The organism is Streptomyces sp. A 4/2 (assembly GCF_940670765.1).
In the GTDB taxonomy this organism is placed as follows: Bacteria; Actinomycetota; Actinomycetes; order Streptomycetales; family Streptomycetaceae; genus Streptomyces.
In genome coordinates, this window is sequence record NZ_CALNVW010000020.1 from 101157 (window position 1) to 127588 (window position 26432).

24 protein-coding genes and 2 pseudogenes are annotated in these 26432 nt (G+C 68.4%); 19 read left to right on the plus strand and 7 right to left on the minus strand.

The features are described 5' to 3' along the window. Nucleotides 1–74 precede the first annotated feature (74 nt). Nucleotides 75–1505: an alpha/beta hydrolase gene (locus tag NBY69_RS15145; RefSeq protein ID WP_374211283.1), complete on the minus strand. Its 1431-nt coding sequence runs from the start codon at nt 1503–1505 to the stop codon at nt 75–77. 387 nt (nt 1506–1892) lie between these two features. Continuing rightward, nucleotides 1893–2900, minus strand: a complete 1008-nt coding sequence (locus tag NBY69_RS15150; RefSeq protein ID WP_250301428.1) for a LacI family DNA-binding transcriptional regulator — start codon at nt 2898–2900, stop codon at nt 1893–1895. 154 nt (nt 2901–3054) lie between these two features. On the opposite strand from NBY69_RS15150, the gene NBY69_RS15155 reads away from it, so the two are divergent. The 5 genes from NBY69_RS15155 to NBY69_RS15175 all read left to right on the plus strand — a co-directional run bounded on the left by NBY69_RS15155 (nt 3055) and on the right by NBY69_RS15175 (nt 8568). Beyond that, a complete protein-coding gene (locus tag NBY69_RS15155; RefSeq protein ID WP_250301429.1) occupies nt 3055–4350 on the plus strand; it encodes an extracellular solute-binding protein in 1296 nt (431 codons plus the stop codon). After that, nucleotides 4347–5261 (plus strand): carbohydrate ABC transporter permease, encoded by a 915-nt coding sequence (locus tag NBY69_RS15160; RefSeq protein WP_250301430.1) that lies wholly within the window; start codon nt 4347–4349, stop codon nt 5259–5261. The genes NBY69_RS15155 and NBY69_RS15160 overlap by 4 nt, the downstream gene beginning before the upstream one ends. A 4-nt stretch (nt 5262–5265) precedes the next feature. Further along, nucleotides 5266–6153, plus strand: coding sequence for a carbohydrate ABC transporter permease (locus tag NBY69_RS15165; RefSeq protein ID WP_250301431.1), 888 nt, complete (start codon nt 5266–5268; stop codon nt 6151–6153). 57 nt (nt 6154–6210) lie between these two features. After that, nucleotides 6211–7122, plus strand: a complete 912-nt coding sequence (locus NBY69_RS15170) for a nucleoside hydrolase (RefSeq protein ID WP_250301432.1) — start codon at nt 6211–6213, stop codon at nt 7120–7122. Between the two features lie 498 nt (nt 7123–7620). Beyond that, on the plus strand, nt 7621–8568 hold the full coding sequence (locus NBY69_RS15175) for an NAD(P)-dependent oxidoreductase (RefSeq protein WP_250301433.1): 948 nt from the start codon (nt 7621–7623) through the stop codon (nt 8566–8568). Between the two features lie 209 nt (nt 8569–8777). Here NBY69_RS15175 and NBY69_RS15180 read toward each other — a convergent pair whose 3' ends face one another. Then, nucleotides 8778–9005 (minus strand): hypothetical protein, encoded by a 228-nt coding sequence (locus NBY69_RS15180; protein WP_250301434.1) that lies wholly within the window; start codon nt 9003–9005, stop codon nt 8778–8780. Nucleotides 9006–9726: 721 nt separating this feature from the next. Between NBY69_RS15180 and NBY69_RS15185 the strand changes: the two are divergent. The 3 genes and pseudogenes from NBY69_RS15185 to NBY69_RS15195 all read left to right on the plus strand — a co-directional run. After that, a pseudogene (locus NBY69_RS15185) lies at nt 9727–9973 on the plus strand (GNAT family N-acetyltransferase); the annotation flags it as partial. Nucleotides 9974–10092: 119 nt separating this feature from the next. Next, nucleotides 10093–10671: an RNA polymerase sigma factor gene (locus tag NBY69_RS15190; RefSeq protein WP_250301435.1), complete on the plus strand. Its 579-nt coding sequence runs from the start codon at nt 10093–10095 to the stop codon at nt 10669–10671. Further along, the gene (locus tag NBY69_RS15195) at nt 10668–11330 is read left to right on the plus strand and encodes a hypothetical protein (RefSeq protein ID WP_250301436.1); all 663 of its coding nucleotides are present in this window, start codon (nt 10668–10670) and stop codon (nt 11328–11330) included. Before NBY69_RS15190 ends, NBY69_RS15195 begins: the two co-directional genes overlap by 4 nt. Before the next feature lie 85 nt (nt 11331–11415). Here NBY69_RS15195 and NBY69_RS15200 read toward each other — a convergent pair whose 3' ends face one another. The 4 genes and pseudogenes from NBY69_RS15200 to thpR form a co-directional block, all read right to left on the minus strand. Beyond that, entirely contained in the window at nt 11416–12540 is a 1125-nt protein-coding gene (locus NBY69_RS15200; protein ID WP_284348175.1) for an FAD-dependent oxidoreductase, read from the minus strand. A 186-nt stretch (nt 12541–12726) separates the two neighbouring features. Then, nucleotides 12727–12924 carry a hypothetical protein gene (locus NBY69_RS15205; RefSeq protein WP_250301773.1) on the minus strand — a complete coding sequence of 66 codons (198 nt, stop codon included), beginning with the start codon at nt 12922–12924 and terminating at the stop codon, nt 12727–12729. Further along, nucleotides 12899–13172 (minus strand): annotated as a pseudogene (locus tag NBY69_RS15210) (GNAT family N-acetyltransferase); the annotation flags it as partial. The gene NBY69_RS15205 and the pseudogene NBY69_RS15210, both read right to left, overlap by 26 nt. A gap of 276 nt (nt 13173–13448) precedes the next feature. Next, entirely contained in the window at nt 13449–14045 is a 597-nt protein-coding gene (gene thpR / locus NBY69_RS15215; protein ID WP_250301438.1) for an RNA 2',3'-cyclic phosphodiesterase, read from the minus strand. A 699-nt stretch (nt 14046–14744) separates the two neighbouring features. Between thpR and NBY69_RS15220 the strand changes: the two genes are divergently transcribed. The 11 genes from NBY69_RS15220 (at nt 14745) to NBY69_RS15265 (ending at nt 26421) form a co-directional block, all read left to right on the plus strand. After that, complete coding sequence (locus tag NBY69_RS15220) at nt 14745–14927, plus strand: hypothetical protein (RefSeq protein ID WP_250301439.1); 183 nt, start codon at nt 14745–14747, stop codon at nt 14925–14927. A 725-nt stretch (nt 14928–15652) separates the two neighbouring features. Then, nucleotides 15653–18259, plus strand: a complete 2607-nt coding sequence (gene rph / locus NBY69_RS15225; protein ID WP_250301440.1) for a rifamycin-inactivating phosphotransferase — start codon at nt 15653–15655, stop codon at nt 18257–18259. Nucleotides 18260–18568: 309 nt separating this feature from the next. Beyond that, the gene (locus NBY69_RS15230; protein WP_250301441.1) at nt 18569–19039 is read left to right on the plus strand and encodes a MarR family winged helix-turn-helix transcriptional regulator; all 471 of its coding nucleotides are present in this window, start codon (nt 18569–18571) and stop codon (nt 19037–19039) included. After that, nucleotides 19036–20454: an MFS transporter gene (locus tag NBY69_RS15235; RefSeq protein ID WP_250301442.1), complete on the plus strand. Its 1419-nt coding sequence runs from the start codon at nt 19036–19038 to the stop codon at nt 20452–20454. The genes NBY69_RS15230 and NBY69_RS15235 overlap by 4 nt, the downstream gene beginning before the upstream one ends. Before the next feature lie 41 nt (nt 20455–20495). Next, nucleotides 20496–21098 (plus strand): cysteine hydrolase family protein, encoded by a 603-nt coding sequence (locus NBY69_RS15240; protein ID WP_250301443.1) that lies wholly within the window; start codon nt 20496–20498, stop codon nt 21096–21098. Between the two features lie 914 nt (nt 21099–22012). Further along, entirely contained in the window at nt 22013–22618 is a 606-nt protein-coding gene (locus tag NBY69_RS15245; protein ID WP_250301444.1) for a transglycosylase SLT domain-containing protein, read from the plus strand. 413 nt (nt 22619–23031) lie between these two features. Continuing rightward, nucleotides 23032–23175: a hypothetical protein gene (locus NBY69_RS15250; RefSeq protein ID WP_250301445.1), complete on the plus strand. Its 144-nt coding sequence runs from the start codon at nt 23032–23034 to the stop codon at nt 23173–23175. Nucleotides 23176–23433: 258 nt separating this feature from the next. Continuing rightward, nucleotides 23434–23874 carry a MarR family winged helix-turn-helix transcriptional regulator gene (locus NBY69_RS15255; protein ID WP_250301446.1) on the plus strand — a complete coding sequence of 147 codons (441 nt, stop codon included), beginning with the start codon at nt 23434–23436 and terminating at the stop codon, nt 23872–23874. Between the two features lie 29 nt (nt 23875–23903). After that, nucleotides 23904–25667: an MFS transporter gene (locus NBY69_RS15260; RefSeq protein ID WP_250301447.1), complete on the plus strand. Its 1764-nt coding sequence runs from the start codon at nt 23904–23906 to the stop codon at nt 25665–25667. Nucleotides 25668–25726: 59 nt separating this feature from the next. Further along, nucleotides 25727–25852 (plus strand): hypothetical protein, encoded by a 126-nt coding sequence (locus NBY69_RS37365; protein ID WP_284348180.1) that lies wholly within the window; start codon nt 25727–25729, stop codon nt 25850–25852. Beyond that, the gene (locus NBY69_RS15265) at nt 25849–26421 is read left to right on the plus strand and encodes a YbhB/YbcL family Raf kinase inhibitor-like protein (protein ID WP_250301448.1); all 573 of its coding nucleotides are present in this window, start codon (nt 25849–25851) and stop codon (nt 26419–26421) included. Before NBY69_RS37365 ends, NBY69_RS15265 begins: the two co-directional genes overlap by 4 nt. The last annotated feature ends 11 nt before the right edge of the window (nt 26422–26432 follow it).

The following is a 26432-nucleotide window of genomic DNA, read 5'->3' on the forward strand; positions in this document are numbered from 1 at the left end:
CCTGACCCTAATGGTCCCGACGTCCTGGCCCCCGGTCGGCGCCGTCCACCAGGATCGTCAGGAGGCCGGCCCGCTCAGGACGGCACGGCCGGGCAGCTGGTGCCGCGTGGTGGCACCGCCAGGTCGGTCAGGTAGTCGTCGACGGCGTGCTCCATGCAGGGGCCGCTGGTGACGCTGCCGTGCCCCTGGCCCTCGTAGGTGAGGAGGGCGCCGCTGCGGCCGAGTTGCCGGGCCACCGAGACCGCCCACGGGTAGCCGGTGGCAGGGTCGTGGAGTGCGTTGGACACCAGGATCGGCGGGGCGCCGTGGGCATCCAGCTGGTGCTGCGGGTTGGCGGTCGGTGCGCCCAGGCACGCCGCTGTCATCCGGATCGGCAGCAGGGAGGGCAGGTCGGGTGCGGTCCTGTTCATCACGCCGACGAGTGAGGAGTATTCCTGGTAGTCGTGCACCGGCAGGTGCCAGTCCGCGCAGAAGACGGGGGTCGCCGGCGGCAGCGGCGACATCGAGGGGTGCGAGGCGGGGAGCGGGCTGCTCGATGCCATTCCGGCGATGGTCCTTGCCAGGCCTGCGTAGTCGGCGTCGTAGAACTTCTTGAAGGCTTCCCTGTTGACCAGGTCCGCTGACGAGAGAGGGGTTCCCGGCTTGTCGGGGTTCTCCAGCTCACCGCGTCGGGCCCAGGTCAACAGCCCCTGCCAGACCGCGCGGACGTCGCGACCGTGCAGTGCGCAGGTGGACTCGCGGGTGCACCATTTCACGAACTCGTCGAAGGAGTCCTGGGCGGCGGTCGCCTCGGACCGCAGGAACTCACGGGTGGTGGAGACGCTGTGGTCCATCACGCTCTCCAGCACCATCGCCCGGACCCGGTGCGGATAGGTCTCGGCGTACTCCGCTCCGAGCAGTGTGCCGTACGAGCTGCCGTGGAAGGTCAGTGCGGCCTCGCCGAGGGCGGCCCGCAGGGCGTCCAGATCCTGGACCGTCTGGGCGGTGTCCAGGTGGTCGAACACCGGGCCGGTGCGTGCCCGGCAGTCGGCGCGGAGCTGCTTGTTGTAGACGAGGGTGGCGTCGAAGTCCGCTTGGCTCGCCCACTCTGATGACGGCCGTCGGGCGAGCAGGTCGCCGGAGCAGGTCACCGGGTTGCTGCGGCCCACGCCGCGCGGGTCGAAGCTGACGATGTCGAACCTGCGCCGGATCCCGGAACTGAAATGGCTGATGCCGGTCACCACCCGCTCCACGCCGGAGTCGCCCGGGCCCCCGGGACCGAACACCATCGAGCCGACGCGTGCACCGGGGTCGGTGGCCTGACGGCGGGCCACGGCCAGGCCGAACGTCGGCCCGTCCGGGCGGGCCCAGTCGATCGGCACCGTGAGGGTGGCGCACTCGGCGCCCGGGTGGTCCGGGTCGTCGCACGGAGCCCACTGCAGGGCCTTCGCGGTCACCGGGGCCGCGTTCACGAGGGGTGCGGCGGCGAAACCGGCGACGGCGGCAATGGCGGTTCCCGCAGCCATCGCCGTGCCGCGCACAGCGGCGCGCCGTAACACGGACCTGCCTTTGAACAGCATGAATCGTCCTCCTGACGAGACGGGGAGCGAGAGACGTGCTTCAAGAAATGCGCAGACCCGGCCGGGACTCCTTGAGCACCCTAGGTGCGCTGTCGGCCGCCCGGTGCCGTTGTCAGGGGCCGTTCCGGGGCGAGTCAGGGACGCACCAGGGGTGCCCCTGGTGCGTCCCTGCCGGACAGAACACCTGGCGCACCACGCGGTAGGCGGAGGTAGACGGCTCGCGAACTGAAGGTGCGGGTCTCGGCACGGCGACCCGAGGGCGGCCCCATGGGCACACTCAGTGGCGCTGACCTCGCATCGGCGCGCAACACGAGTCCGGGGCCGGGCCGTCCGTCACGCCGACTCCCTCGGCATCAAGCGGTGCGCCAGCACGATTTCCCTGGCCGTGCCGGGCGAGGTCTCGTCCAGCCGGTCAAGGAGCAGCCGGGCAGCCGAACTGCCGATCTCACGGGCCGGGTTGAGCACGGTGGTCAGCGCGGGTGAGACGAGTGACGCCGCCTCGATGTCGTCGTACCCGGTGATCGCCACATCGTCGGGCACCCGGTATCCCGCGGCCCGTGCGGTGTCGAGTGCGCCGATGGCGATCAGATCGTTGGCGCACACCACGGCGTCGGGGGGCGTGCGGGCGTTCAGGACGGTCCGTGCGCCGAGGCGCCCACCCTCGCGCGTGAAGCCGGTCCAGGCGACGAGTTCGTCGGCCACGGGCAGCCCCGCCGTCTCCAGCGCCTGCCGGTAGCCGAGGAAGCGTTCCTGACCCGGTTCCACCCCGGGAGCACCGCCGATGAAGGCGATACGGCCGTATCCGCGCCCCACCAGATGGTTCACCAGGTCGCACATGCCCTCGGTCTCGGCGGCCCGCACCACATCGCCGAGGCCCGGTTCGAGGTGGCCGCCAAGGCGTACGAGTTTCGATCCTGACGTCACGATGCGTTCGAGGTCGCTATGGGTGGCGCCGTATCGTCCGACCACGATGCCGTCGATGCGGCGTGCGACGAGTTGACGGATCACCGCGGGCAGATGCGGGCCGTCCATCGGCGCCTCGCAGACGACGGTGAGGTAGTCGTGGGCCAGTGCGATCTCCTGCATACCCGCGGCGATGGCCGTGTTGAACGGGTTCGTGATGTCGGGGACGACCAGGCCCAGGGTGTGCGTGCGCTGGGTGCGCAGTCCGCGTGCCGAAGGGTCCGCCTGGTAGCCCAGCCGTTCTATGACGTCCTCGACACGGGCACGGGTCGCGGCCGACACCGGGCGGCGACCGCTGAGCACATGGGAGACCGTCGTGACACTGACGCCCGCCGCGGACGCCACGTCGTTGATCTTGATCCGGCCGCCGCCGCTCACATCGACCTCCCGCTGTTCCCCTGGTGTTCGACGTCACTCTATCCATAATGCAAAACGTTTTGTATCGTGCTTCCTGTTGCGCCGCACCGGGGCGGAGCCAGGTTGTGCAAAACGATTTGGAGATCGCGTTGTCTATCGTACGCAAGAGGGCCGCATGACGCGCCCTCTCAGCCGCAGAAGCCTGCTCGGCGCGGCACTCGGAACGGTCTCGGCCGCCGCGCTGGCCGGGTGCTCGGGCGGCCGGCCGCCCGACGGCGCGACGACCGTACAGTTCCTCGGGCCGGAGGCCGCCGAGACCTTCGCACCGGTGATCCGCGGCTTCGAACTCGCCCGTCCCGGGCTGCGGATCGCGTACACCCCGGTCCCGCCCGACCAGCTCAACGATTCGCTCCAGCTGCGGCTCTCCGCGAAGGACAACGCGATCGACGTGTACTGCGTCGACCAGCCGCGGGTCCCCGCGCTGACCGCCCGCGGCTTCCTCACCGACCTCACGGACATCGCGGACCGCGCCAGGCCGCTCGTCACGCCGGAGCAGTACGACGTCAGCTCCTGGGAGGGCCGGCTGCGCTCACTGCCGGTCTGGACGTCCACGCAGTACCTCTTCTACAACGCGGACCTGCTGGACAAGGCCGGGATCGCCCGCCCCGGATCTGTGCCGAAGGACCGATGGAGCTGGGAGCAGACCAAGGCCGCGGGCCGCCGGGCGATGACGCGGGCGGGCGCCGACTACGCCCTGCTGCTGGAACAGACCGATCTCTATTACGGGTTGCAGCCGCTGGTGGAGTCGCTCCACGGCGGATCCGGCATCACCGGCGGCGACATGCTCACGCCCGCGGTCACCACCCAGGGCTGGATCGACGCCCTCACCTGGTACCGCACACTCTTCGCCGACGGTTCGTCCCCGCGTGGCATGCCGTCGACCCAGCTCTCCTCGCTCTTCACCTCGGGCCGGGTGCCGTTCTTCGTCGGCGGCCCCTGGAACCTCGGCGCGTTCGCCTCGCTCAAGGACTTCACCTGGGGCACCGCACCGCAGCCGATGTTCGCCCACGGCCGTGCCGTCACGCCGACCGACTCCTGGTCCTGGGGCGTGAGCCCGTACGCGCAACACCCTGACGCAGCACGGCAGTTCATCGAGTACGCCGCCCTGACCACCGAGGGCAGCCTCGCAACCGTCGCGGCGTCCCCCCTCATCCCGTCCAACCGCGCGGCCTTCGGACGCTATGCGGCGCAGCTGGCGGACGACTCCACCAGGAGCACCGAGGGAGTGGCCGAGATCATGCGGTACGAACTCGCGCACACGGCCGTCAGCAGGCCGCGCAGTATCGGCTACACCCAGTTCGAGTCCGTCATGGGCTCCGCGTTCTCCGACATCCGCAACGGTTCCGACGTGGAACCCCGGCTGGCGAAGGCCTCCGGTGAACTGGTGCGTACCTGGGAGCGCCTGCGATGACCACACCCACACCACCCCTGCGTACCAGGACCGCCTCGCGCAGGAACCGTTCCTCGCAGGGCAGGACCGCCTTCTGGTTCCTCGCGCCCGCGCTGCTCGCCCTGCTCGTGCTGCGTCTGCTGCCCGCCGCGATGGCGATCGTCAGCAGCCTGCGCCACCACAGCCTGCTCGACGGCCGCACCACCTTCGTCGGCCTCGGTAACTACGCCGATCTGTTCTCCGACACCCAGTTCTGGCACAGCGTCCGGGTGACGCTGCTGTTCAGCCTGATCATCAATCCGCTCCAGGTACTGGTGGCACTCGGCCTCGCGGTCCTGCTCAACCGCAAGTTCGCGGGCGTCCGGTTCTGGCGTTCGCTGGTCTTCGTACCGATCGCGGTGCCACCCGCGGTGTCCGCCGTCATCTGGGGCATCCTGTACCGCCCCGAGGGACCGGTCAACGCGATCCTGGGCACGATGGGAATCGGGCCGCAGCCCTTCCTCACCAGCTCGCAGCAGGCCCTCTTCGCCCTGATCGTGGTGATGTCCTGGGTCGGCGTCGGCTACTGGATGATGTTCCTCATCGCCGGTCTCCAGGACATCCCTCAGGAGTGCTACGACGCCGCGGCGGTCGACGGCGCCTCCTCCTGGCAACGCTTCGTCCACGTCACTCTGCCCCTGCTGCGCCGCCCGCTCGCGTTCGTCCTGGTCGCCGACACCGTCTCCAACTTCCTGGTGTTCGCGCCCGTGCAACTGCTCACCGGCGGCGGCCCCGAAGGCTCCACCAATCTCATGATGTACGACGTGTTCCGCCGCGCCTACAGCGTCGGCGACATCAACTACGCCCAGGCCGAGGTGGTGGTGCTGGTCGCCATCACGCTCGCGGTCGTCGCCGTCCAGTTCCGGATGATGCAGGGCAAGGGCGAGGAGTGACCCAGTGAAGACCACGAACTCGCCGTCCGGGGAAGCCCCGGCGCCACCCACCGCTCCCCCGCACCGCCTCTCACCGCTCCGGCACATGCCGCTGCTCACCGCTGTCGTCATCGGTGTGCTGTTCGCGCTGCCTCTGCTGTGGGTGCTCACCGGATCGCTGCGCCCCGGCGACAAGGTACTGGCCGGGCTCGACCAGGTCTCCTGGCGCACACTGATCCCGACCGATGCCACCCTGCACAACTACGTGGTGCTGTTCCAGGGCGACTTCGGGCGCTCCGTCCTCAACTCGGTCGGCGTCGCCGTGGCCACCGTGCTGCTCGGCCTGCTGCTCTCCGCGATGGCCGCCTTCGGCCTCTCGGTGTTCCAGTTCCGCGGGCGCGGTGTGGTCTTCGGCGTGATCCTGCTCAGCTTCATGATCCCGTTCGATGCCATCGCCATTCCGCTCTCGGACGTCTTCCGCGACTGGGGTCTGCAGAACACCTACACGGGGTTGATCCTGCCCGGCATCGGCAACGGTCTGGCCATCTTCCTGCTGCGCCAGTTCTTCCTGGCTGTCCCGCGTGAACTCGTGGAAGCCGCCAAGATGGACGGCCTCAGCTGGTGGGGGATCTTCTGGAAGATCTATCTGCCGCTGTCCAGGCCCGCTCTCATCGGCGCCGGACTGACCCTGTTCACCTTCCAGTGGCAGTCCTACATGTGGCCGCTGCTCGTCGGCACCGAACCCTCCAAGCAGCTCGGGCCGATCGCGCTGGGCACCCTCCAGGGCCAGATGGTCGTCGACTACGGCCAGGTCTTCGCCGCAGCCGTCGTACTGACCGCCATCCCGCTCGTCGTCCTGCTGCGCCTGCAGCGGTACTTCACGCAGTCCATCGCGGGCAGCGGTCTGAAGTGACCAGCCGGTGAGGGGCCCAGGCCTTCTCTCCCTATCCGCAACCACCCGAGGAACACCGTGAATCATCCCCTTGCCGCAGTACCCGAGGGCATCACCGCCGACGTCCTCCTCGACACCGACATCGGCAGCGACGTGGACGACGCACTGGCACTCGGCGTTCTCCTCGGCTCGCCCGAGGCCCGTATCACCGGTGTCACCACCGTCTACGGCGACACCCTGCTCAGGGCCAGGCTCACCCACCGGCTCGGCACCCTCGCCGGACGTGACCTCACCGTCGTACCCGGCGCGAAGGACACCCTGTCGGGCAAGGACGTGTGGTGGGCCGGGCACGAGGGCAAGGCCTTCACCGACCTGGAGCGCGAACCGGTGCGCGAGGACACCGCCGCCGACCGCTTCCTGGTCGACTCGGTACTCGCCAGGCCCGGCGAGATCGACGTCATCGGCATCGCGCCGCTCGCCAACATCGCCCGCGCGATCCGTCTCGACGACCGCTTCGCTGCAGGCGTACGCGGCCTCTACCTGATGGGCGGCAGCTTCGGCCCCGATGCCCGGCCCGAGCACAACATCGTCAGTGACATCACTGCGGCCCGCGTCGTCTTCGGCTCCGGGATCCGCACCGTGGTGACCGGCCTCGAGATCACCACTCGGCTGCGTATCGAGTCGGCAGGCATCGAAACGATCCGCGGAGCCGGCGCGTACGGCGAAGCGCTCGCCCGCGAGATCGACGGCTGGACGGGCTTCACCGGCGAGCCGTGGAGCGTTCCGCACGACCCGATCACCGCACTCTCCCTGCTGCGCCCGGACCTGTACACCACCGAGCGCGGCACGGTGGAGATCACCGACGACGGCCTGACCGTCTTCACCGCCGACCCGAACGGCAACGTCGACCTCGTGGTCGACGCCGACGTCGAGGCAATCGCCGAGGAGATCGTCGCCCGGATCGTCCGGGCCTCCGGTCCCCTCGACTGAGCACGGTGTTCGCGCACACCAGGTGCGCGAACACCGGTGCCCCGGACCCGAATCGACGGGTCCGGGGCACCGCCACGATCAGACGGAGAGGCTGCCGCCGCGCTCGAAGAGAGCGCTCTTGCCCGGCCGGAGGACCGGCAGCAAGCGACCTCGGTCAAAGTTACCTCCGTTCTTCTGCGGGACCTGGCGAGCGCTTCGTACGGTCGGCCCTCCCGGAGGGGCGCGCCGGGTGCGGCCTTCAGCGTTCTGCCGCTCACGGCTGCTGCGGATATACCCGGCTTCGGGCGTTCGGTCGACCGGTTCCATCGAGGGGTTCCGCGTGCTGGAGGCCATCGACGCCGCGACGGATCCGACTAGTGCAGCGATAATCGCTGGGGAACCGCTGACCGCTGAAGGCTGTCTGGCACGTGCTCGCGGTACTCGGTCTCATGCCGCGGTCCCGGCTGCAAGCTGCGGGGCCACACAGGTCGAGCCGTCTTCCAGGATCGAGGTACAGAAATGACGTACACCGCCCAGGATCACCCGCGCATCGGCTGGATCGGTACCGGTCGCATGGGCTTCCAGCTCGCCGCCCGTCTGCTGGACGCGGGGCACGACGTAGCCGTCTACAACAGGACCCGCACCAAGGCCGAACCGCTGGCTGAACGGGGAGCCGCGATCGTCGACCGGCCCGCCGATCTGGCCGACCGTGACGTCGTCTTCACCATGGTCTCGGCCTCGCCCGACCTGCAGGCGGTCACCACGAGCCCTGGCGGCGTGCTGACCTCACCGGACGCCGCGCCGAAGGCGCTGGTCGACAGCTCCACGGTATCCACCCAGACATCCGCGCTGATCCGCGCCGCAGCCGCCGAGCGTGGTACCGACTTCCTGGCCGCCCCGGTAAGTGGGAATCCGCAGGTGATCGCCGCAGGCAAGTTGACCATCGCGGTCTCCGGCTCGCACGAGGTATTCGACCAGGTCGAGCCGTTGCTGGCGCTACTGGGGCGTGGGGTGACCTACGTCGGCGAGGACGAAGTCGCCCGTCTCGTCAAGATCGCGCACAACGTCTTCCTCGGTGTCGTCACCCAGTCGCTCGCCGAGATCACCGTCCTCGCGGAGAAGGGCGGTGTCAGCCGTGCCGCTTTCCTGGAGTTCCTCAACGGCTCCGTGCTGGGCTCGACGTACACCCGCTACAAGTCGCCGGCGATGGTCAACCTGGACTTCACGCCGACATTCACCATGCCACTGCTGCGCAAGGACTTCGATCTGGGGCTGTCCGCAGCTCGCGACCTGGAGGTCCCGATGCCGCTCGCCGCCGCCACCGCTCAGCTCGTCGCGAGTGCCATCGGGGCAGGGCATGTGGAGGAGGACTTCGCGGCCCTGATCCTTGAGCAGGCCAGGAACTCCGGCATCACGCTGGAAGCCCAGAATGTCCCCGTGGACGACGGCCTGTCGCCGCACGCCTGACCGGCTACAGCTCGACCGGTTCGGATGAGACAGCAGGCGACGAACCGGAGCAGCAGACGGTGGCAGGGCGGGCCCGATCGGCCCCGGTTCGCTCCTGCCGGGCTGCACCGGTCAATGTCCGGTGCTCATCCCGGATGTCCGAATCGCCTCGGCCGGTGGCACGGGACGACGGGGCGCCCCCGCACGCGCGGTACGGGGGCGCCGATTGATCAGGCCGTGGTGACGTCCTGGGTGGTGATGGTGGCCGGGGCCTGGAGGTCCGGCAGCGCGGCGCGTATCGCAGCGATGGCGGCTTCGAGGACGGCCTGGCGCTCGGCCGGGCTCAGGTCGCCGTAGATCGGCTGCCCCTGCTCGATGACGACCGTGATCGCGGCCTTGTACTTGTCCGGGTCGGACCCGGAGTACGGACGGAGTTCAGCGCTGACAGGAGTGGACATACGGATCTCCTTCGGTGCACCTCGCCGGGGTGGCGAGGAAGTCTGAGTAACGCCCCGTGCGTCGATGCGACGGAGCGACCGGCGGGGAGCCCCTGTTCGAGGCATGGCAGGGCCGCGCAGGACCACGGGTGACATACGGTTCACGGCGTAGGCCGCCTCACGCAGGGCAGAGCGTCTTCCGCAGAACAGCGTTCAGCTTCTTACCCTGAGCGATCGTGACCGGGTGCGCGTCGGTCCCGAACCGGGCAGCGGCACATTCGTCCGGGCTCTTCCGGCCACCGCTGAGCGATGAGCACCGATTGCGACCCGCATCGATGACCGTCTCCTCGTCCGTGACGAGTGCCGGGTCAACGGCTCCTGTCGCCTTGAGACAGGCGTCCCGGTCGGCGCCGGTCGGCTTCGGCGGTATCCCGTCGTCAGCCGCGGGGGCGCTGCTGCTCGCTGCCGGTTCGGCGTCGCCCGTCGTGTCTTCGGACGAGCAGCCGGTCAACGACACCACGGCAACGGCGGCGAGGCAGGCGACGGCGGCAGACCTTCTTCAACAGGGACTCCGGAAGGGGTGGTTGTGTGTCTCTGATGTGACGATCCTGTGCGGTGAATGGTTGCAGGCGGAGCGGCGCCAAGTAGGTTTCCTCTGCTGAAGGTTGGCATCCGGCCAGACGGTGCGTTCCGCCGCGGAGTAGGCGGGGTGTCGGCGTACGCCCCCCGACTCCCCGCGGCCGAGGTCGAGGGATACATCAACGCTCAACTCACCCGCGCTGCTATCGGGAAGCTGGCCCCGTACGCGCAGGTGGACCGAGCATCGGGGCGAGCAGTCGGGGCCACGCCACGGCCTACTGGGACCCACGACTGTGGCCGACCCAAGACGGTCTGTGCGCGATCGAGATCGGTTTCACTGGCTCGCGGCGCCCGCCCAGCGCACGGGGACGAAAACCGAGGCCAAGTACTTGTTGTTCAAGCACGCGTTCGGCTGGCCGGCGGACTGCGGATGTGCGAGCGACGGACTGCGGATGTAACGCTTTCCCGCGCCGCGGACTAGTACGGGGTGTAAGGCATCGCACCTTTGACCTGTCCTGAGGAGACGTCCGTGCCAGCGGAGCATCCGACATCACCACCCGCGCGGGATCCAGCCGGGTTCGCCGCGTTCTACGAGCAACAGTTCGACACCGTGCTCGGCTTCGTCACCAGGCGCGTCGACAACGCGCACCTGGCCGCCGACCTGACCGCGGACATCTTCGTGGCCGCCCTGGAAGGCGCGCACACCTACGACGCCCGGCGCGGCGCACCCATCGCCTGGCTCTACGGCATATCCCGCAACGTCATCCACGCCCACTTCCACGGCACCGCACGTGAACAGCAGGCGGTCGCCCGGATCAGCGGGCGGCGGCTGCTGGACGACCAGGACGTCACCGCCATCGAGGCGCGGATCGACGCCGACCGTGCCGCCCGGCAACTCGCCTCCGCCCATGCCGCGCTCTCCGACCCGCTGCGTCAGGTGCTCGACCTGGTCGCCCTGGACGGACTCACGACCCGCGAGGCGGCACAGGCGCTGGGCATCAGCTCGACCACCGCCCGCGTACGGCTGCACCGCGCCCGCAAGGCCCTGCACACCGCCGGCCAGTCCCACGCCGCCACCTACGACACTCTTCTGGAGGCTGCCCAGTGAACGCCCCCACGCACTTCAAGCAGCAGCTCGCCGACGAGCTGAACGCCCGTGCCACTTCCCTGTCCGCCCCAGCGGGCCACCGGGCCCTGCTCCGGCTCCGCACGCCCCGCCGCCGGGTGGCTCTGACTGTGGGCGTAGCCGCAGCGACCGCCGCTGTGGCCGTCGCTCTGCCGCAGGTGTCCGGCTCGCACAGCGCGGAGCGCGCTGCGTCGGCTCCGCGCAGCACCGCGAGCCCCGGCCTCGGCGCGTCGGCCGCGCCGACCCCGCAGGACACCTTGCGCACTGACGGCCTGAACATCGTCAACGCCGACTACGCCGTGCAGTCCAAGCCGGGCGGCGTGGTCTCCGTGCACCTGTTCAACCTGCGGGGCGCCCCCGGCCTGCAGGCCGCGCTGGACAAGGCCGGCGTCCCCGCGAAGGTGATGACGCCCTCAGCCTCCTGCCCCGCCACCGGCCACACTGCCAACAGCCCGCACGGCAGCCTCCTGAAGGTGGCGCCGCTGTCGGGATTCCACCGCAACGGGGCCCGCGACATCAAGCCCCGTGCCATCGTCCCGGGAGACCACCTGCTGTTCATCCCGGACTCGAAGAGCGGCCCCGTGACATTGCTGGCCATCACACTGGTACGCCAACTGCCCAGCTGCATTCCGGCGAACTAGTAGGACCCGTCCGGCCGATCTTGGCCCCGCGAGCAGATCAGCCGTCACGCCGAGCTCCGGCGGGGGCGTCGAATCGCGGGGCCTGTCAGAGTGGGAACCGCTCCGGGCGGAAGTCCGCGAGCATCTCGTCCCTCTTCCCGCTGAGGATCTCCGAGGCAAGCAGCCGCCCGATCACCGGCCCGAGCGTGATGCCGCTGTGGGAAACGGCCTCGTAGTAGCCCGGCACGGAGGGCACTGCTCCCACCGAGGGGAATCCGTCGGCCGGGATGGGCCGGTCAGCTACCCGTGTCTGTGCGATGCGGGAGTTTCCGAGCTCGGGAACGACGTGTCGCGCAGATGCGTGGAGCAGCCGTGCGAGTTCCGCCGGGTCTTCGCCCGTGTCGATGAGTGCGTCGATCTCGCGGCTGTGAAGGACCACCGAAGCGTCTCCGTCAGGACGGATCTCGATGTGAGGAGCGTGCATGGCCCGGTGAACCGGGACCTGATCACAGCCGATCCGCGTGACGACGCCGGGTTCCCGGCGCATCGGCAGGTGCCGTCCGATGAGCCCGGCGACGTGGGAGGCGCTGGGGCCTGCCGCGTTCACGACGATGTCGACGTCGAGACAGCTCCCATCGGATAGAGCAACTGTCCGGATGCTCCCATCGGCATCGGTACCGATGCCGCGGACCTCGGTGCCGGACCGGAGGTCGGCGCCGGATGCAACGGCCTGGCCGACCAGGCGGCCGACGAGATGACGTCCGTGCACCCAGGCTTCGTCGGGGTAGAACACGACTGGCGCCTCGCCGGGCAACGTGAGAGCTGGTTCGAAGCGGCGGCGTACCTCGGCCCCCGTGTACTCCTCGACCCGGTAGTCCCAGTCAGCCAGCAGTTCAGCTGTTTCGAGGAGCTTCGCCTCCGCTGCGGGATCGTCCGCCCAGCGCAGGTGGCCGTGGGGATACCACCATGAGTCCGGCCCGATGGTCCGGGCAAGCTCACGGTACGCTGCCATGCTGGCGACGTTCAGGTCGAAGTAGGATTTGCGCGCGGTCTTGTTGCTGGCGTTGACCCATGAGAAAGACCAGTTGGTGACGCCTTCGCCTGGCCGGCCTGCGTCGATGAAGACCACCTTGGCACCGTGCCGGGACAGGTTCCAGCCCACGCCGGCTCCGAGGACGCCCGCTCCGATCACAGCAACACGTTCAGGCCGCTTCACGGATCCGATCCTCACGAACGCCCCCTTCCTCGGTCACGGGAGAGTCCCGTTTCCAGCATGCAAGCACGCGTTATCCGTTCAAGCCAGACACCGCCCGCGGAGGCCTCGGTGCCCAAAGCACCGCTGGAGTGGAGTCAGGGGCCGCAGCCACACGCGGGTGACCGGCCCCTGACTTCTCCCGTGAGTGAGTGTGTGAGCCAGTCAGTTCCAGTTGCACTTGGCGTTGGTGAGTGGGTCCATGGCCTTCAGAGGCGGCTTCTCCCCACCCATCTCCTGGTACTTCACCAGGATCGCGCCCTGAACGTGGTGTCCACAGATCACGGCGTCATCAGCGGCGGCACGCGGAACCTGGACGACCAGGGCGAGAAGCACACAGACGACGCCCGAGACCGGTGCCACGGACGTCGTCCCGCGTGGCGATCAGATGCACGTACCTTGTGCCGTCCGGGTGACGAACCCGAGGACGTACCCATGGATTCCGTCCTCGGCTCGGGCGACCAAGCAGGTCGGTCCAACTCCTGCACCAGTGCCAGAAGGTGCAGCGACCGGAGATCGCGTTCGCCCCGGTAACGGGCGTGATCCGTCAGGACCTGATGCAAATCGTCCACCGCGGCCGGTGCGGTGTGTATCCCCATGATGACGATCATGGCAGGCACTCTGGCCGCGGCAGAACGAAGGTCCGTACGAGTCGGGCAAGTTGTGACGCAAGCCTGGACCCGTGCGGCCGGTTCCCACGCTGCTCCGTCCAGGTCTCCCGCACACGTTCCGGCGAGCCGATCGAATTCCTCGCCTGTCAGGGGGAAGGCCGCCCGTGAGTTGGCCTTGCGTGAGCTGAGCCGGAAGGCTGCGCCGAAGGATTGGGCGCGTCGTCGTTCGACGGCACCGTGCCGACCGGGGCTGCTCAGGCATCGCCATTGGTTCGTTCAGGATCCAGGGGTGTTCCCGCTGCCGAACGCCCATGCCTCGATGTCGCGATAGTGGATCGGTCCGCGGCTACGGCCGAGGTTGCTGCCGACCAGGTGCAGACGTTCGGCAGACCATCGGCTGCCGGAGAATTCAGCAAACCCTTCCGCGATTTCCCCTGCTGACGATCGATCCCCTCGGCGGGCACGAGCCAGCGTCAGATGGGGCCGCAGCGGTCGGTCCTCAAAGCTGACTCCGCAGTTCTTGACAGCCGTGCGTACATCGGCGGCGAGCATGCGCAACTCATCGAGGTCTCCGTCGATTCCGCTCCACAGCACGCGGTCGTCAAAGCTTCCGCTGCCGTGCAGTGCCAAACGGAGTGGTCGGTGGTCGGCTGCGAGAGCGGCAAGGGGCGGTCGCAGAAGCGGAACCGTCTCGGCCGGCAGCTCGCCGAGGAACGCCAGGGTGATGTGCCAGTCTTCGATGCGGTTCCATCGCATGTGAGGGTGTGTGTCGTAAGCGGGGCGCAGCTCCCTGGCTAGTTCTTCCTTCGCGTGATCAGGCGGGGCGAGGGCGATGAACACGCGAACGGTCGGTCGGTCAGTCTGATTGTTCACACCGGACTTCCTACCGCACCGGATGGTGAGTGCAATGGCCAGGTACCGCAGCAGAACCGCTCAGGGATGATCCCGAAGAGGCGGACGAGATCGACCGGGCCGGCAAGATACCCGGTCTCGTCCAGGATGTGGTCGGCTCACACCTGTCACGACAGGAATTCCGATCCGGTCGGACTCGGCTCGCACGGCGCAGTTACTGATCACTGACAGGGTGATCGTCCTCCAGAGCAGATTCGCCATCTGGATCAAGGACCGGCTCCGGCGCCCGAGGCAATTCCAGTACACGTCCTGTGGGTGCGGCACGACGGCAACCGAGGGCGACCGCGGCGTAGACGCCCGACAACACGCAACGGGCCTTGGCTCAGGGCGAGTTCGACCAGTCCAGTCCAGTCCGGTCCGGTCCCGGTCGTGACCGTCGGCCGCACTCCCGGTATCGGCTGGTCTTCTCAACGCTCCACCCCCCGAAGCCCGCAACGAAGGGTCACGGATCGGCAATGTCAGCGCATGGTCTCCGTCACACTGGCACATTTGGTTGACCGACCAGTGAATGGGGCCTGAATGTCTCCGAATCCACCTCAGCCGCCTCGAGGTACTCCGATATCCCTCGACAGCAACGGAACCCTGACAGTCGGCCAGTGGCATACTCCCGCGAGCGGCGCAACAGTCCAGACCATCGACGGCACAGGTAAACGGATCACCGTGACGCGGCTGTTCGCGACCGGCCTGTTCGCCTTCGCGCTCAAGAAGAAGACCGGTGCACTGTCTGTCGTGATCTGCGGAAGGGACGGAGACAGCACAACGGTGAAGGTCTCAGCCAAGAAGGCGCAGGATGTCATGGCCTGGGCTGTCGCGTTCAACGGCTGGTCCGAAGCCAACAGCTGACAGGCGTCCGCCTTTTGGGCAGTGCGGATCATCGGGAACGGATGGTTGGGACGGTCGACGTGGTTGGTCGGCCCCGCACTCGCGTGGCGCGGCCACTCCGCGAGATGGCCGCGCGCTCGACGCTCGGGCCTTGCCCGACGAGGGACAGACCTTCTGATTCCACGGCTGTGTCCGTAGGCCGGTGGGACATCGCCCTGCGCCGGCGACGCGTACCCGTACGCGGCGCGCCGCCGCATCACGAGAAGATTGCCAGTTCCATCGGAACGGCGCTGTGCCGAGCGGCTGCCGTCCGGCCGACCCGTCTGCGGCAAACGTTGGACGACTCAAGGCAAAGGCAAGGAGAGCCCTCTCCTTGCCACTTTCAACTTATAGCGCACCGGGGGGCTTGCCACAAGACCCGGGTCACGGCGCAGAATCGTCTGCCGATGCCACAACCAGCAGAAATGAGAGCGCGGCGTGCGTGTGTTGTTGTCGACGTACAGGGGTCGCGGTGATGTCGAACCAGCGGTGGGACCAGCGGTGGGACCAGCCGTGCAGTTGCGGGTGATCGGCGAGGTGCAGGAGTGCGCGCCGCCCGGCTGGGCGGAGCAGTCGGCCGACTCGTCAGAGGGAAGGCAGCCAGGGATGAGGACGTGCTCGACATGAAGTTCGACAGAGTCGGAGGCGCCGGTGATTCGATCGGCCACCCCGGTACAACGGAGCACGGCTGCCTCGGAGGTAGCGCAATGATTGAGCAGTACGTGTGGGATCTTCAAGCGGTCGACGAGACGCAGGTCGCAGTCGTTGGCGGCAAGGGCGCGCACCTGGGCGGGCTGTCGCGGATCGAAGAGATCCGCGTGCCGAGTGGCTTCTGCGTTACGACGGACGCCTTCCGGCGGATCATGGCGGAAGCGCCGTCGATCGAGGAGCGGCTCGACCAGTTGTCGCGCTTGAACCCGGACGACCGGCAGGCGATCCGCACGCTCAGCGCGCAGATTCGTCGGACCATCGAAGACATTCCCGTCCCGGACGATGTCGCGGCGGCGATCACCGGCGCGCTCGCCCAGCTCGGCGAGCAAGCCACCTACGCCGTCCGATCCAGCGCGACGGCAGAGGACCTCCCGACGGCCTCCTTTGCCGGCCAGCAGGACACATACCTGAACGTCGTGGGGCCGACGGCGATCCTCCAGCACGTCAGCCGGTGCTGGGCCTCGCTGTTCACCGAGCGGGCCGTGACCTACCGCCAGCGGAACGGCATCGACCACCGTACGGTCCATATGGCCGTGGTCGTGCAGCAGATGATCTTCCCGCATGCGGCCGGCATCCTGTTCACGGCCGACCCCGTCACGGGCAACCGGAAGGTGGCCACCGTGGACGCCGGCTTCGGCCTCGGCGAGGCCCTGGTCTCCGGCCTGGTGAACCCGGACGTCTTCAAGGTGCGGCACGGCGAAGTCGTCGCCAAGACGATCACCGCCAAAAAGCGTGCCGTTCATGCCCTGCCGACCGGCGGTACCCAGGAAGTGGCGATCGACGCGCAGCAGCAGGAGCAGCCGGCGCTGACAGATGCCCAGGTCGTACGGCTCGTGCACCTCGGGCGTCGGATCGAAGCGCACTTCGGCCGCCCGCAGGACATCGAATGGTGTCTGGTCGACGATGACTTCCAGATCGTTCAGAGCCGGCCGATCACGACGCTGTTCCCCATCCCCGAGGTCGGCGACCAGGAGAATCACGTCTACGTCTCCGTCGGTCACCAGCAGATGATGACCGACCCCATGAAGCCCCTGGGGTTCTCCATGTGGCAGCTGACTGCCATGGTGCCGATGCACGAGGCCGGCGGGCGGCTGTTCGTCGACACCACCCGGCGCCTGGCCTCGCCCGCGAGCCGCGCCGCCCTCCTGGACGTCATGGGGAGAGGGGATCCGCTGGTCAGGGACGCGCTGGAGACCGTCCTCGACCACGACGATTTCGTCCCGTCGCTCCCGGACGCCCCGGACGCGCGTCCCGGCGGGCCGCCGGTCGGCGGTGCGCCCGCCCCGATCGAGGCCGATCCTGCCATCGTCACCGAGCTGATCGAGCGCAGCCAGGTGTCCATCGCCGCCCTGGAGCGGGACATCCGGACGAAGACCGGAGCGGCGCTGTTCGACTTCCTGCTGGAGGCCTTCGAAGAGCACAAGCGAGTCCTCGGTGATCGGCAGAACATGCAGGCGATCATGGCGGGGATGGACGCCACGTGGTGGCTCAACGACAAGCTCCAGGAGTGGCTGGGCGAGAAGAACGTGGCTGACACGCTCACGTTGTCCGCCCCCGACAACATCACGTCGGAGATGGGACTGGCGCTGCTCGACGTCGCGGACGTGATCCGCCCGCATCCGGAGGTGGTGACGTTCCTGCAGGGTGTCGAGGACGAGGGCTTCCTGGACGAGCTGGCGAAGGTCGCGGGTGGGAGCGCGGCGCGCGACGCCATCGAGGCCTACCTCGACCGGTACGGCATGCGCTGCGTCGGTGAGATCGACATCACGAGGCCACGCTGGCGCGAGCGCCCCACCACGCTCGTGCCCGTGATCCTCGACAACGTCAGGAACTTCGAGCCGGGCGCCGCCGAGCGGCGCTTCGAGCAAGGGCGCCAGAAGGCGCAGAAGAAGGAACAGGACGTGCTGTCACGCTTGCGGGCCCTGCCGGACGGGGACCGGAAAGCCGACGAGGCCAAGCGGATGATCGACCAGGTCAGAACTTTCATCGGGTACCGGGAGTACCCGAAGTACGGCATCGTCAGCCGCTACTTCGTCTACAAGCAGGCCCTGTTGGCGGAGGCCGAGCGGCTCGTACAGGCCGACGTGCTTACTGAGAAGGAGGACATCTTCTACCTCACGTTCCAGGAACTCCACGACGTCGTGCGCACGAACCAGGTGGATGACCGGCTCATCCAGCAGCGCAAGGATGCGTTCCGCTCGTACCACGCGCTCACACCGCCCCGGGTGCTCACATCGGATGGTGAGGCCGTCACCGGGGCGTACCGGCGCGACGACGTGCCGGCCGGCGCTCTGATCGGCCTGCCGGTTTCCACCGGAACCATCGAGGGACGGGCCCGCGTCGTCCTTGACATGGCGGAAGCCGACCTCGAAGCGGGCGACATCCTGGTCACCACTTTCACGGACCCCAGCTGGTCGCCGCTGTTCGTCGGAATCGCGGGCCTGGTGACGGAGGTGGGCGGCCTGATGACCCATGGCGCAGTGATCGCCAGGGAGTACGGCTTGCCGGCCGTCGTCGGCGTGGAGCAGGCCACCCGGCTGATCCGGGACGGGCAGCGGATCCGTGTGCACGGAACCGATGGGTACGTCGAGATCCTGCCTTGACCCATGGCCCTTGGCCCTTGACCCTGGCCCTTGACCTGGGCCGACCACGCCGAGAAGCCTCGTCCGGCGAGTGATGCCCGAACCCAACGGCACATGCTTTCGCTTGAGATCTGCGCAGGCCCGCAGCGGATCCTGAAGGCGCGATGGAGGCCGGCCGACAGGCAGGAGGCGAAGGCGGTCGGTGCCGCCTGTCGCGCGGGACGTCCCTCTGCTGCGGGTTGGGCTGGGGCTTGGGCTGCTCAGCAAACGTAAAACTAAAACTACACAAGTAACTTGGCAAAGTTACTTGTGTAGTTTTACGCTGGGGGCATGACCGAGAACCCTGGGCCGCAAGAATCCATCGCAACCGCGCAACGCCTCAATGACGCCATGAAGCGGCTTCGGGCGCGGATGCGCGCGGAATCAGGTCAGCATGCGACCGGGCTGAGTGCCACGCAGCTCGGCGTTCTGGCGAGCGTCGTTCGCGAGGGTCCGATCACTGCGGCCCGGCTGGCCGCCGTCGAACACGTCAGCGGCCAGGCCATCGCCCAGAGCCTGGCCGTACTGAAGGCCGCAGGGCTGGTGCACAGCGAGCCTGATCCGAAGGACGGCCGCAAGAAGCTGATGAGCGCAGACCCGTCCGCAACCGAGTTGATCGACAAACTACTCACGGGACGCGCCACCTTCTTGGCGCACGCCATCGCTCAGGTCATCGCTCCGCACGAACGCGCGGACATGGACAAGGCGGTCGAGCTGCTGGAGCGGCTCGCCGACGCCGACCTGAACGAGGCCGCCATATGACAACGGACGCCGTCGAGACCGAATCCGCACCTCACGGCCTCGCCCGCAAGCCCTTCGCCTGGACCTTCACCGCGCCGCTGTACGTGGGCTCCAGCCTCAACCCGATCAACAGCTCCATCATCGCGACCGCGCTGGTTCCCATCGCGACCGAACTGAACGTCACCGTGGGTGCCACCGCCGTCCTGGTCTCCTCCCTCTATCTCGCCAGCGCCATCGCCCAGCCGACGGCCGGCAAACTCGCCGAGGCCCTCGGCGCCCGCCGCACCTTCCTCGCAGGCATTGTGCTGGTGCTGCTCGGCGGTGTGGTCGGTGGCCTGGGCCAGAACCTCACGATGCTCACCGTCGCCCGGGTCCTGATCGGGCTCGGCACGTCGGCCGCGTTCCCCTGCGCGATGGTCATGATCCGACGCCGTGCCGAGCAGGCCGGACTGGACGAACCGCCAGGCGGAGTGCTCGGCGGACTCGCCATCGCAGGTATGGCCACTGCCGCGATCGGCCCGCCCATCGGAGGTCTTCTGGTGGGCGCGGCGGGCTGGCGCTGGTCCTTCTTCATCAACATCCCGGTCACCGCGATCGCGCTGCTGATGGCTCTGCGGCTGCCCAAGGACCCGCCACTCACGTCCACGGACAGCGGGTTCCGCCGCATCGCACAGCGGATCGACCTGCTCGGCATCCTGGGCTTCGCCACCTCGATGACCTCCCTGGTCGTCTTCCTCATGGCTCTGCCCCACATCCGGTGGACCGCCCTCGCCGTCTTCGTCGTGGCTTCGGTCCCGACCGTCTGGTGGGAGCTGCGACGGCCCGCGCCGTTCTTCGACCTCCGTGGCCTGGCCTCGAACGGCGCCCTGAGCCGCACCTACCTGCGCCAGGCGCTCACCCTGCTCGGCGTCTACTCGATGATGTACGGCTTGACCCAATGGATGGAGGCCGCCTACGGCCTGTCCACGGTCCAGACGGGCCTGATGCTCCTGCCGATGGGCGCCGTCTCCGCACTGCTCTCGCGGCCACTCGCACGGCGCAACCTGGTACGCGGGCCGTTGATCGCCTCCGCGCTGAGCATGCTGCTCGGTTCGATCGGCATCATGGTGCTCGATTCCGACAGCCCGGTGATCGCGCTCGTGCTCGTCTCGCTGGTCTTCGGCGTCACGACCGCCACGACCACCGTCGGCAATCAGACCGCCCTCTACAAGATGGCGCCCGCCGAGCAGATCGGCACGGCCTCCGGCCTGTTCCGGACCTTCGGCTACCTCGGCACCATCACCTCATCCGTGATCGGGGGCATTGTCTTCCGCGACGGCGCCAGCGACCACGGACTGCACAGTCTCGGCATCGTGCTCGTCGCGGCGGGGCTCCTGGTCCTGCTGCTGACCGTCCTGGACCGCAGCCTGATGCGCCACCGCGACGCAGCCGCCTGAACCGCGCCGCGTCACCATCCCCTCCCAAGGAGAGACACCGCATGGCCACCCCCGTCCCCACCGTTCCCGCCCTCGCTCCCGAGCGGACCGCACTGCTGGCGATGGACTTCCAGAACGGCATCCTCCCGCTCGCCCCCGAACCCGACTCGCTCCTCGTGCGGGTGAAGGATGCGATCGCCGGCGTCCGAGCCGCCGGCGGCACCATCGGTCACGTCCGCGTGGCCTTCACGCAGGACGACTGGGAGGCCGTCCCGGACCGCAACAAGTCCTTCAGCGCCATCGCGGCCGCGAAGGCCATGCACCACGAGCTCGATGCCACGCAGATACACGAGGAGATCGCCCCGCAGGACGGCGACATCATCGTCCGCAAGATCCGTTACGGCGCCATGTCGACCACAGACCTGCACGAACAGCTGGCCAACCGCGGCATCGACACCCTGATCCTCGCCGGAATCAGCACCAGCGGCGTCGTCCTGTCGACCCTCATGGAGGCCGCCGACCGCGACTACCGCGTCTACGTCCTGTCCGACTGCGTCGCAGACCGCGACCCCGAAATCCACCGGGTCCTGGTCGACAAGGTGTTCCCGACCCGGGCGCACGTCATCGACACCGCCGTGCTGCACGAACTGCTGCGCACGCCCTGACAACGGCCTGGCCTGCTACCGAGCCACGCACACCAGCCGCGGGGCAGGACCCGCACGCACGAACTGCCCGGTTGCTCCTCAAGAATCCGTCACGGATCAGTGACGCAGGGCAGCTGGCGGGCGCAGGACAACTACGTTCCGTCTCGCAAGGTGCCTCGATCCGGGCCGCCGGCTCCGGCCTTCGCCGGATGCCGAGGAGGCCTCTGTCCGGTCAGGTGCGCCGACCACGGTGCACCTGACCGGACGAACGCCGTGATGGCGCGTATCACGGGGCCCGACGGGACAGCTGATCAACGCTTCCCGGCTCGGTACGGGCCTGGGCAGGCCTTGACTCGGTGATGCAGAGCGGTGCGGCTCGGTGAACCGGCCGCTGCTCCGGTGTGCGTCACAGCGGCAGCCAAGGGCGAGGTGCCGCGCGCACAACCGATCGCCACCGGCACGGGGAACACCCCGATCACGCTCCAGCCGCTTCGCCACGACGGGCGGGCTTGTGGTCGAGACGGCCTCGGCGGCGGGCGGGAGCGGGGCGGGGTTTTGCTGTGTACGGACTGTGACGCCGAGTAGGAAATCGGGGCGCCGGGGCCGGTGGTCTGTGAGCTCGGGCATAGGGCGCCCGTCACATAGGACGCCGCCTAGTAGACCCGCGGCGGGGCTTCCCCCTCTATCACGGGCCCCCATCCACCCCTGTCCGTTTTGTCACTATTTGCGGTCGTAGGTCACATGATTGCCAACGGCCGGGGCTGTCTCGCAAGGTGTTTGACGTACCGGGGAGCCGAGCGCCGGACCGGGCAGAGCACACCGCCCGCCATCCAGACACCGGCCCCACGACACGAACCACGGCCTCCACGCCTGACCCGTGTCGCCGACCCCCCAGTCGGCCTCCCCACGACGTCCCCGAATGGAGAGGTACACCCATGACTGCCACCACCCGCCGCATCCTGAACTTCCGCAAGACCTCCGTGGTCGGCATCGCCGCCGTCGGCGCCGCCGCTTGCGCACTGACCCTGGCCCCGCACCCGGCCCAGGCCGCCGAGCCCGCCCAGGCCGCGCCCGCGTCGGTCTCCACCGTCATCGCCGCCCAGGTCGCCCAGCAGGCCGACCACGCCGAGAAGGCCGCCCAGCACACCGCCGCGGCGAAGAAGGCCCCGAGCGCCAAGCACGCCGACGCCGTCGCCGAGATCGTCAAGAGCACGAAGTACAGCAACAACCTCGACGGCTGGATCCGCGAGTCGCTGGCCATCATGAAGGTCAAGCACATCCCCGGCAGCTACGAGGGCCTGCACCGCAACATCATGCGCGAGTCCAGCGGCGACCCCCACGCCCAGAACAACTGGGACATCAACGCCCGCAACGGCATCCCCTCCAAGGGTCTGCTCCAGGTCATCCAGCCCACCTTCGACACCTACCACGTCAAGGGCACCAAGGACAGCCTCACCGACCCCGTCGCCAACATCGTCGCCGCGGCCAACTACGCCGCCGACAGGTACGGCTCGATGGACAACGTCAACTCCGCCTACTGATCAAGCGGATTGACCGCACACCCCCACGACCACCTGAGTCCGTGGGACGGCTGGCTCCTTCGGGAGCGGCAGGACTCAGGTCCTGACGAGGGCTGGAACAGGTTCACCCATGAACCCGTTCCAGCCCTCGCTGCGTACGGGGCCCGGCCTCCGTACAACTGAGACGCGCACTGCTGCCCCGGGCCGCGAACAACCCAGCGCTACCCAACAGCCCTACCACGGAGCCGAAGTGGGACGGCTGCCGGACCTCGGTGGCCCGCTACGCGGACCGCCGACCAGCGATCCGCTCCATGCACGTCACGGATATCGAAACCATTCCTTGGTATGCAGGTTGCGGTCGTCACGATTGCCCGAAAAAACCACATCCCGAATTTCGCGTCTCCCATAGAGATACCGTTGATAATGTCAGGATCATGACACCGGCAATGACGCAGTACTTCCGCACCCCGGACGACGTACGCCTCGCCTACCTCGACCTGGGCGGCGCAGGCCGCCCCGTCCTCGCACTGCGCTGTCGGCCATGGAGCGAATTCCGGCGCGTAGTCGCCAGCGGCTGATGAAGCTCGCCGCCGCTCGGGGGCCCGGTATCCCAGCACGACTACCCGGTGACACCTCACCGTTCCCCGCGAGAACTCAAGACCAGCACGGGTTCAACCACTCGGCGCCGAGCGCCCCATGAACCACGGCCGACGCCGCCACGGTGGCGTACGCGGCGGTGCACGCGGCGGACAGTCCCGCACCGGGCCGCACCGCTCCCTCCTTGACAGCGCGATGAAGAAATTTACTAAGGCAGGCTGATAAAGTAACCTTAGCATGTGAACAATGACCTGGACCCTGATGGAGTCGCCTCAGCCCTGCTGGCGAGTATCAGCGTGCTGGTGCGACAGGTACGCCAAGTACCGACCGAGGGCGGACTCACGATGCCCGAGCGGACCGCCCTGTCGCACCTGAACCGCTCGGGCCCCACCACCTCCTCGGCGCTGGCCCGGGAGGTACAGATCACCGCACAGGCCATGGGGGCAACTCTCAGCACGCTACGGGCCCGTGGCATGGTCGAACGCCGCCCGGATCCGAACGACGGCAGGCGCGTGGTACTGACGGTGACCGACGCCGGTCTGCAGGCACTGAAGGACAAGCGCAACGCGCGGACCGAACTCATCGCGCGGGCCCTGACCGGCGGCACGTTCACCCCGAGGGAGCTTGAGCAACTCGCAGCGGCCGCGCCGCTGCTGGAGCGGCTGGCCCAGAACATCTGACGCCGACAGAGCCACGAGGAAGCAAGGTGATGACGGATCCTCCCACGGCGCGTGCCTCACGCCGCTCAGCCGATGACGACCGGTACAAGTGGACGGCGCTGACGAACACCACCGCTGCGGTCTTCATGTCCGCACTGGACGGCTCCATCGTGCTGATCGCCCTGCCGGCGATCTTCCGTGGCGTGCACCTGGACCCCCTGGCTCCGGGCAACATCGCCTATCTGCTCTGGATGATCATGGGGTACCGGCTGGTCCAGGCCGTCCTGGTGGTCACGGTGGGCCGCCTGGGCGACATGTACGGCCGGGTCCGGATCTACAACTCCGGGTTCGCGGTCTTCACCTTCGCGTCGATCCTGCTGTCCTTCGACCCCTTCGACGGCGGCCACGGCGCGATGTGGCTGATCGCGTGGCGAGTGGTGCAGGCCGTCGGCGGATCGATGCTGACCGCGAACTCGGCTGCGATCCTGACCGATGCCTTTCCCGATGAGCAGCGCGGCTTCGCCCTGGGAATCAACCAGGTCGCAGGACTGGCCGGGATGTTCATCGGCCTGGTCGCCGGCGGTCTGCTGTCGGCCTGGGACTGGCGGGCGGTGTTCTGGGTGAGCGTGCCTGTCGGCGTGTTCTTCACGCTGTGGGCGTACCGCACCCTGCGCGAGACCGGTAAGCGGGGCGGCGGCCGGATCGACTGGTGGGGCAACATCACCTTCGCGGTGGGCCTCAGCGCGGTCCTGATCGCGGTCACCTTCGGCCTGCAGCCCTACGGCGGGCACACCATGGGCTGGACCAACCCACTGGTCGACGGACTGATTGCCGGCGGACTGGTCCTTCTGGCCGCATTCGTCGCCATCGAGAACCGCGTCTCCGCACCGATGATCCAACTGAGCCTCTTTCGCCTTCGGGCCTTCACCTTCGGCAACCTCGCAGGCCTGGCCATCTCGATCGGCCGCGGCGGGATGCAGTTCGTGCTGATCATCTGGCTGCAGGGCATCTGGCTTCCGTTGCACGGCTACGACTACAGCGCTACACCGCTGTGGGCGGGCATCTTCATGCTGCCACTGACCGCAGGTTTCCTCGCCGCGGGCCCGGTGTCCGGCTACCTGTCCGACCGGCTCGGCTCCCGCGGCCTGGCCACCGGCGGCGCGCTGCTCTTCGGCGCCAGCTTCCTGGGCCTGATGCTCCTGCCGATCAACTTCAGTTACTGGATCTTCGCGGTGCTCATCGCGCTCAACGGGATCGCCAGCGGCATGTTCGCCTCCCCCAACTCCTCCTCGATCATGGGCAGCGTGCCCGCGCAGTTGCGCGGCGTGGCCTCCGGCATGCGCGCCACCTTCCAGAACTCCGGGACCGCCGTCTCCATCGGTGTGTTCTTCTCCCTCATGATCGCCGGGCTGGCCGGCACCCTCCCGCACACCCTCACCAGCGGACTGCAACAGCAGGGTGTCCCGGCCCACATCGCCACCCAGCTCGGAAGCCTGCCCCCGGTCTCATCCCTGTTCGCCGCCCAACTCGGCGTCAATCCGGTCCAGCACCTGCTCCAACCCAGCGGCACCCTGACCCACCTGACGGCAGCGCAGCAACAGACACTGACCGGAAGCGAGTTCTTCCCGACGCTGATCGCCGGCCCCTTCCACTCCGGCCTGGTCATCGTGTTCGCCTTCGGCGCCACCCTCGCCTTCCTCGCCGCGATCGCCTCCCTCCTACGCGGTACCAGCGCCGCCGCCAAAGCCACAGGAACGCAAGAGACCACCGCCGGCGCCCCCGCGCTCGAACCGGACAGGCGCACCAGCCTGTGAGACCACCGCGCCCCTCCGAACCCGGCAACCAGCCCACCTGCACAGGAGAAACAACCACCATGGCATTGACAACGATCGACCCCGACGCCGACTCCCACCGCCACAGCATCGAGCGCGTCTTCCCCAAGCTCGGCGAAACAGCCACCACCGCCGAGGTCATCGACCGGGTCGGGGCAACACGATGACCCTGCTCGGCCGACTCCTGAAGAACCGCAGAGCAGGCGAGACCCACGTGGCGTGGAATCTGCCCAACCTGCAAGGCCCCGAGCTGCTGGCCCTCACCAGCCAGCACTTCGGCGACGGCGACACCATGCCACTGGAGCACTGCGCGAAGAACATCGGTGGCGACGACCTGTCCCCTCACCTGGCCTGGACCCCGCCGCCACCCGGCACCGCCCAACTCCTCCTGGTCGTCGAAGACATCGATGTGCCCCTGGCCAAGCCCGCCGTGCACTGTGCCGCACTGATCGACCCGGAAGTCGGTCACCTGGAACCCGGCGCCCTGGCCGGGCGGCGGCCCGCTGCCGGGGTGCGGATACTCCGTTCCACCATCGGACGGGGATACCACGGCCCTGCGCCCATCAAGGGCCACGGACCTCACCGGTACACCTTCCAGTTGTTCGCTCTCGCAACTCCGGTGGGCACCGACCCGAACGCAACGCCCCCGGACCGGGCACGGCCCCGCGCCCTCCTGCCCGCCATCACGGCACCCGTTCTCGGCCGCGCCCGACTGACCGGCGTCTTCGAACGCTGACCCGAGGCGCA

Bases quoted from the DNA above. Each gene is read 5' to 3' on its own strand.
- rph (WP_250301440.1), top strand. From the start codon at position 15,653: ATGATTGAGCAGTACGTGTGGGATCTTCAAGCGGTCGACGAGACGCAG.
- NBY69_RS15250 (WP_250301445.1), top strand. From the start codon at position 23,032: ATGACACCGGCAATGACGCAGTACTTCCGCACCCCGGACGACGTACGC.
- NBY69_RS15235 (WP_250301442.1), top strand. From the start codon at position 19,036: ATGACAACGGACGCCGTCGAGACCGAATCCGCACCTCACGGCCTCGCC.
- NBY69_RS15230 (WP_250301441.1), top strand. From the start codon at position 18,569: ATGACCGAGAACCCTGGGCCGCAAGAATCCATCGCAACCGCGCAACGC.
- NBY69_RS15160 (WP_250301430.1), top strand. From the start codon at position 4,347: ATGACCACACCCACACCACCCCTGCGTACCAGGACCGCCTCGCGCAGG.
- NBY69_RS15245 (WP_250301444.1), top strand. From the start codon at position 22,013: ATGACTGCCACCACCCGCCGCATCCTGAACTTCCGCAAGACCTCCGTG.
- NBY69_RS15180 (WP_250301434.1), bottom strand. From the start codon at position 9,005: ATGTCCACTCCTGTCAGCGCTGAACTCCGTCCGTACTCCGGGTCCGAC.
- NBY69_RS15240 (WP_250301443.1), top strand. From the start codon at position 20,496: ATGGCCACCCCCGTCCCCACCGTTCCCGCCCTCGCTCCCGAGCGGACC.
- NBY69_RS15155 (WP_250301429.1), top strand. From the start codon at position 3,055: ATGACGCGCCCTCTCAGCCGCAGAAGCCTGCTCGGCGCGGCACTCGGA.
- NBY69_RS15175 (WP_250301433.1), top strand. From the start codon at position 7,621: ATGACGTACACCGCCCAGGATCACCCGCGCATCGGCTGGATCGGTACC.
- NBY69_RS15260 (WP_250301447.1), top strand. From the start codon at position 23,904: ATGACGGATCCTCCCACGGCGCGTGCCTCACGCCGCTCAGCCGATGAC.
- NBY69_RS15145 (WP_374211283.1), bottom strand. From the start codon at position 1,505: ATGGCTGCGGGAACCGCCATTGCCGCCGTCGCCGGTTTCGCCGCCGCA.
- NBY69_RS15265 (WP_250301448.1), top strand. From the start codon at position 25,849: ATGACCCTGCTCGGCCGACTCCTGAAGAACCGCAGAGCAGGCGAGACC.
- NBY69_RS37365 (WP_284348180.1), top strand. From the start codon at position 25,727: ATGGCATTGACAACGATCGACCCCGACGCCGACTCCCACCGCCACAGC.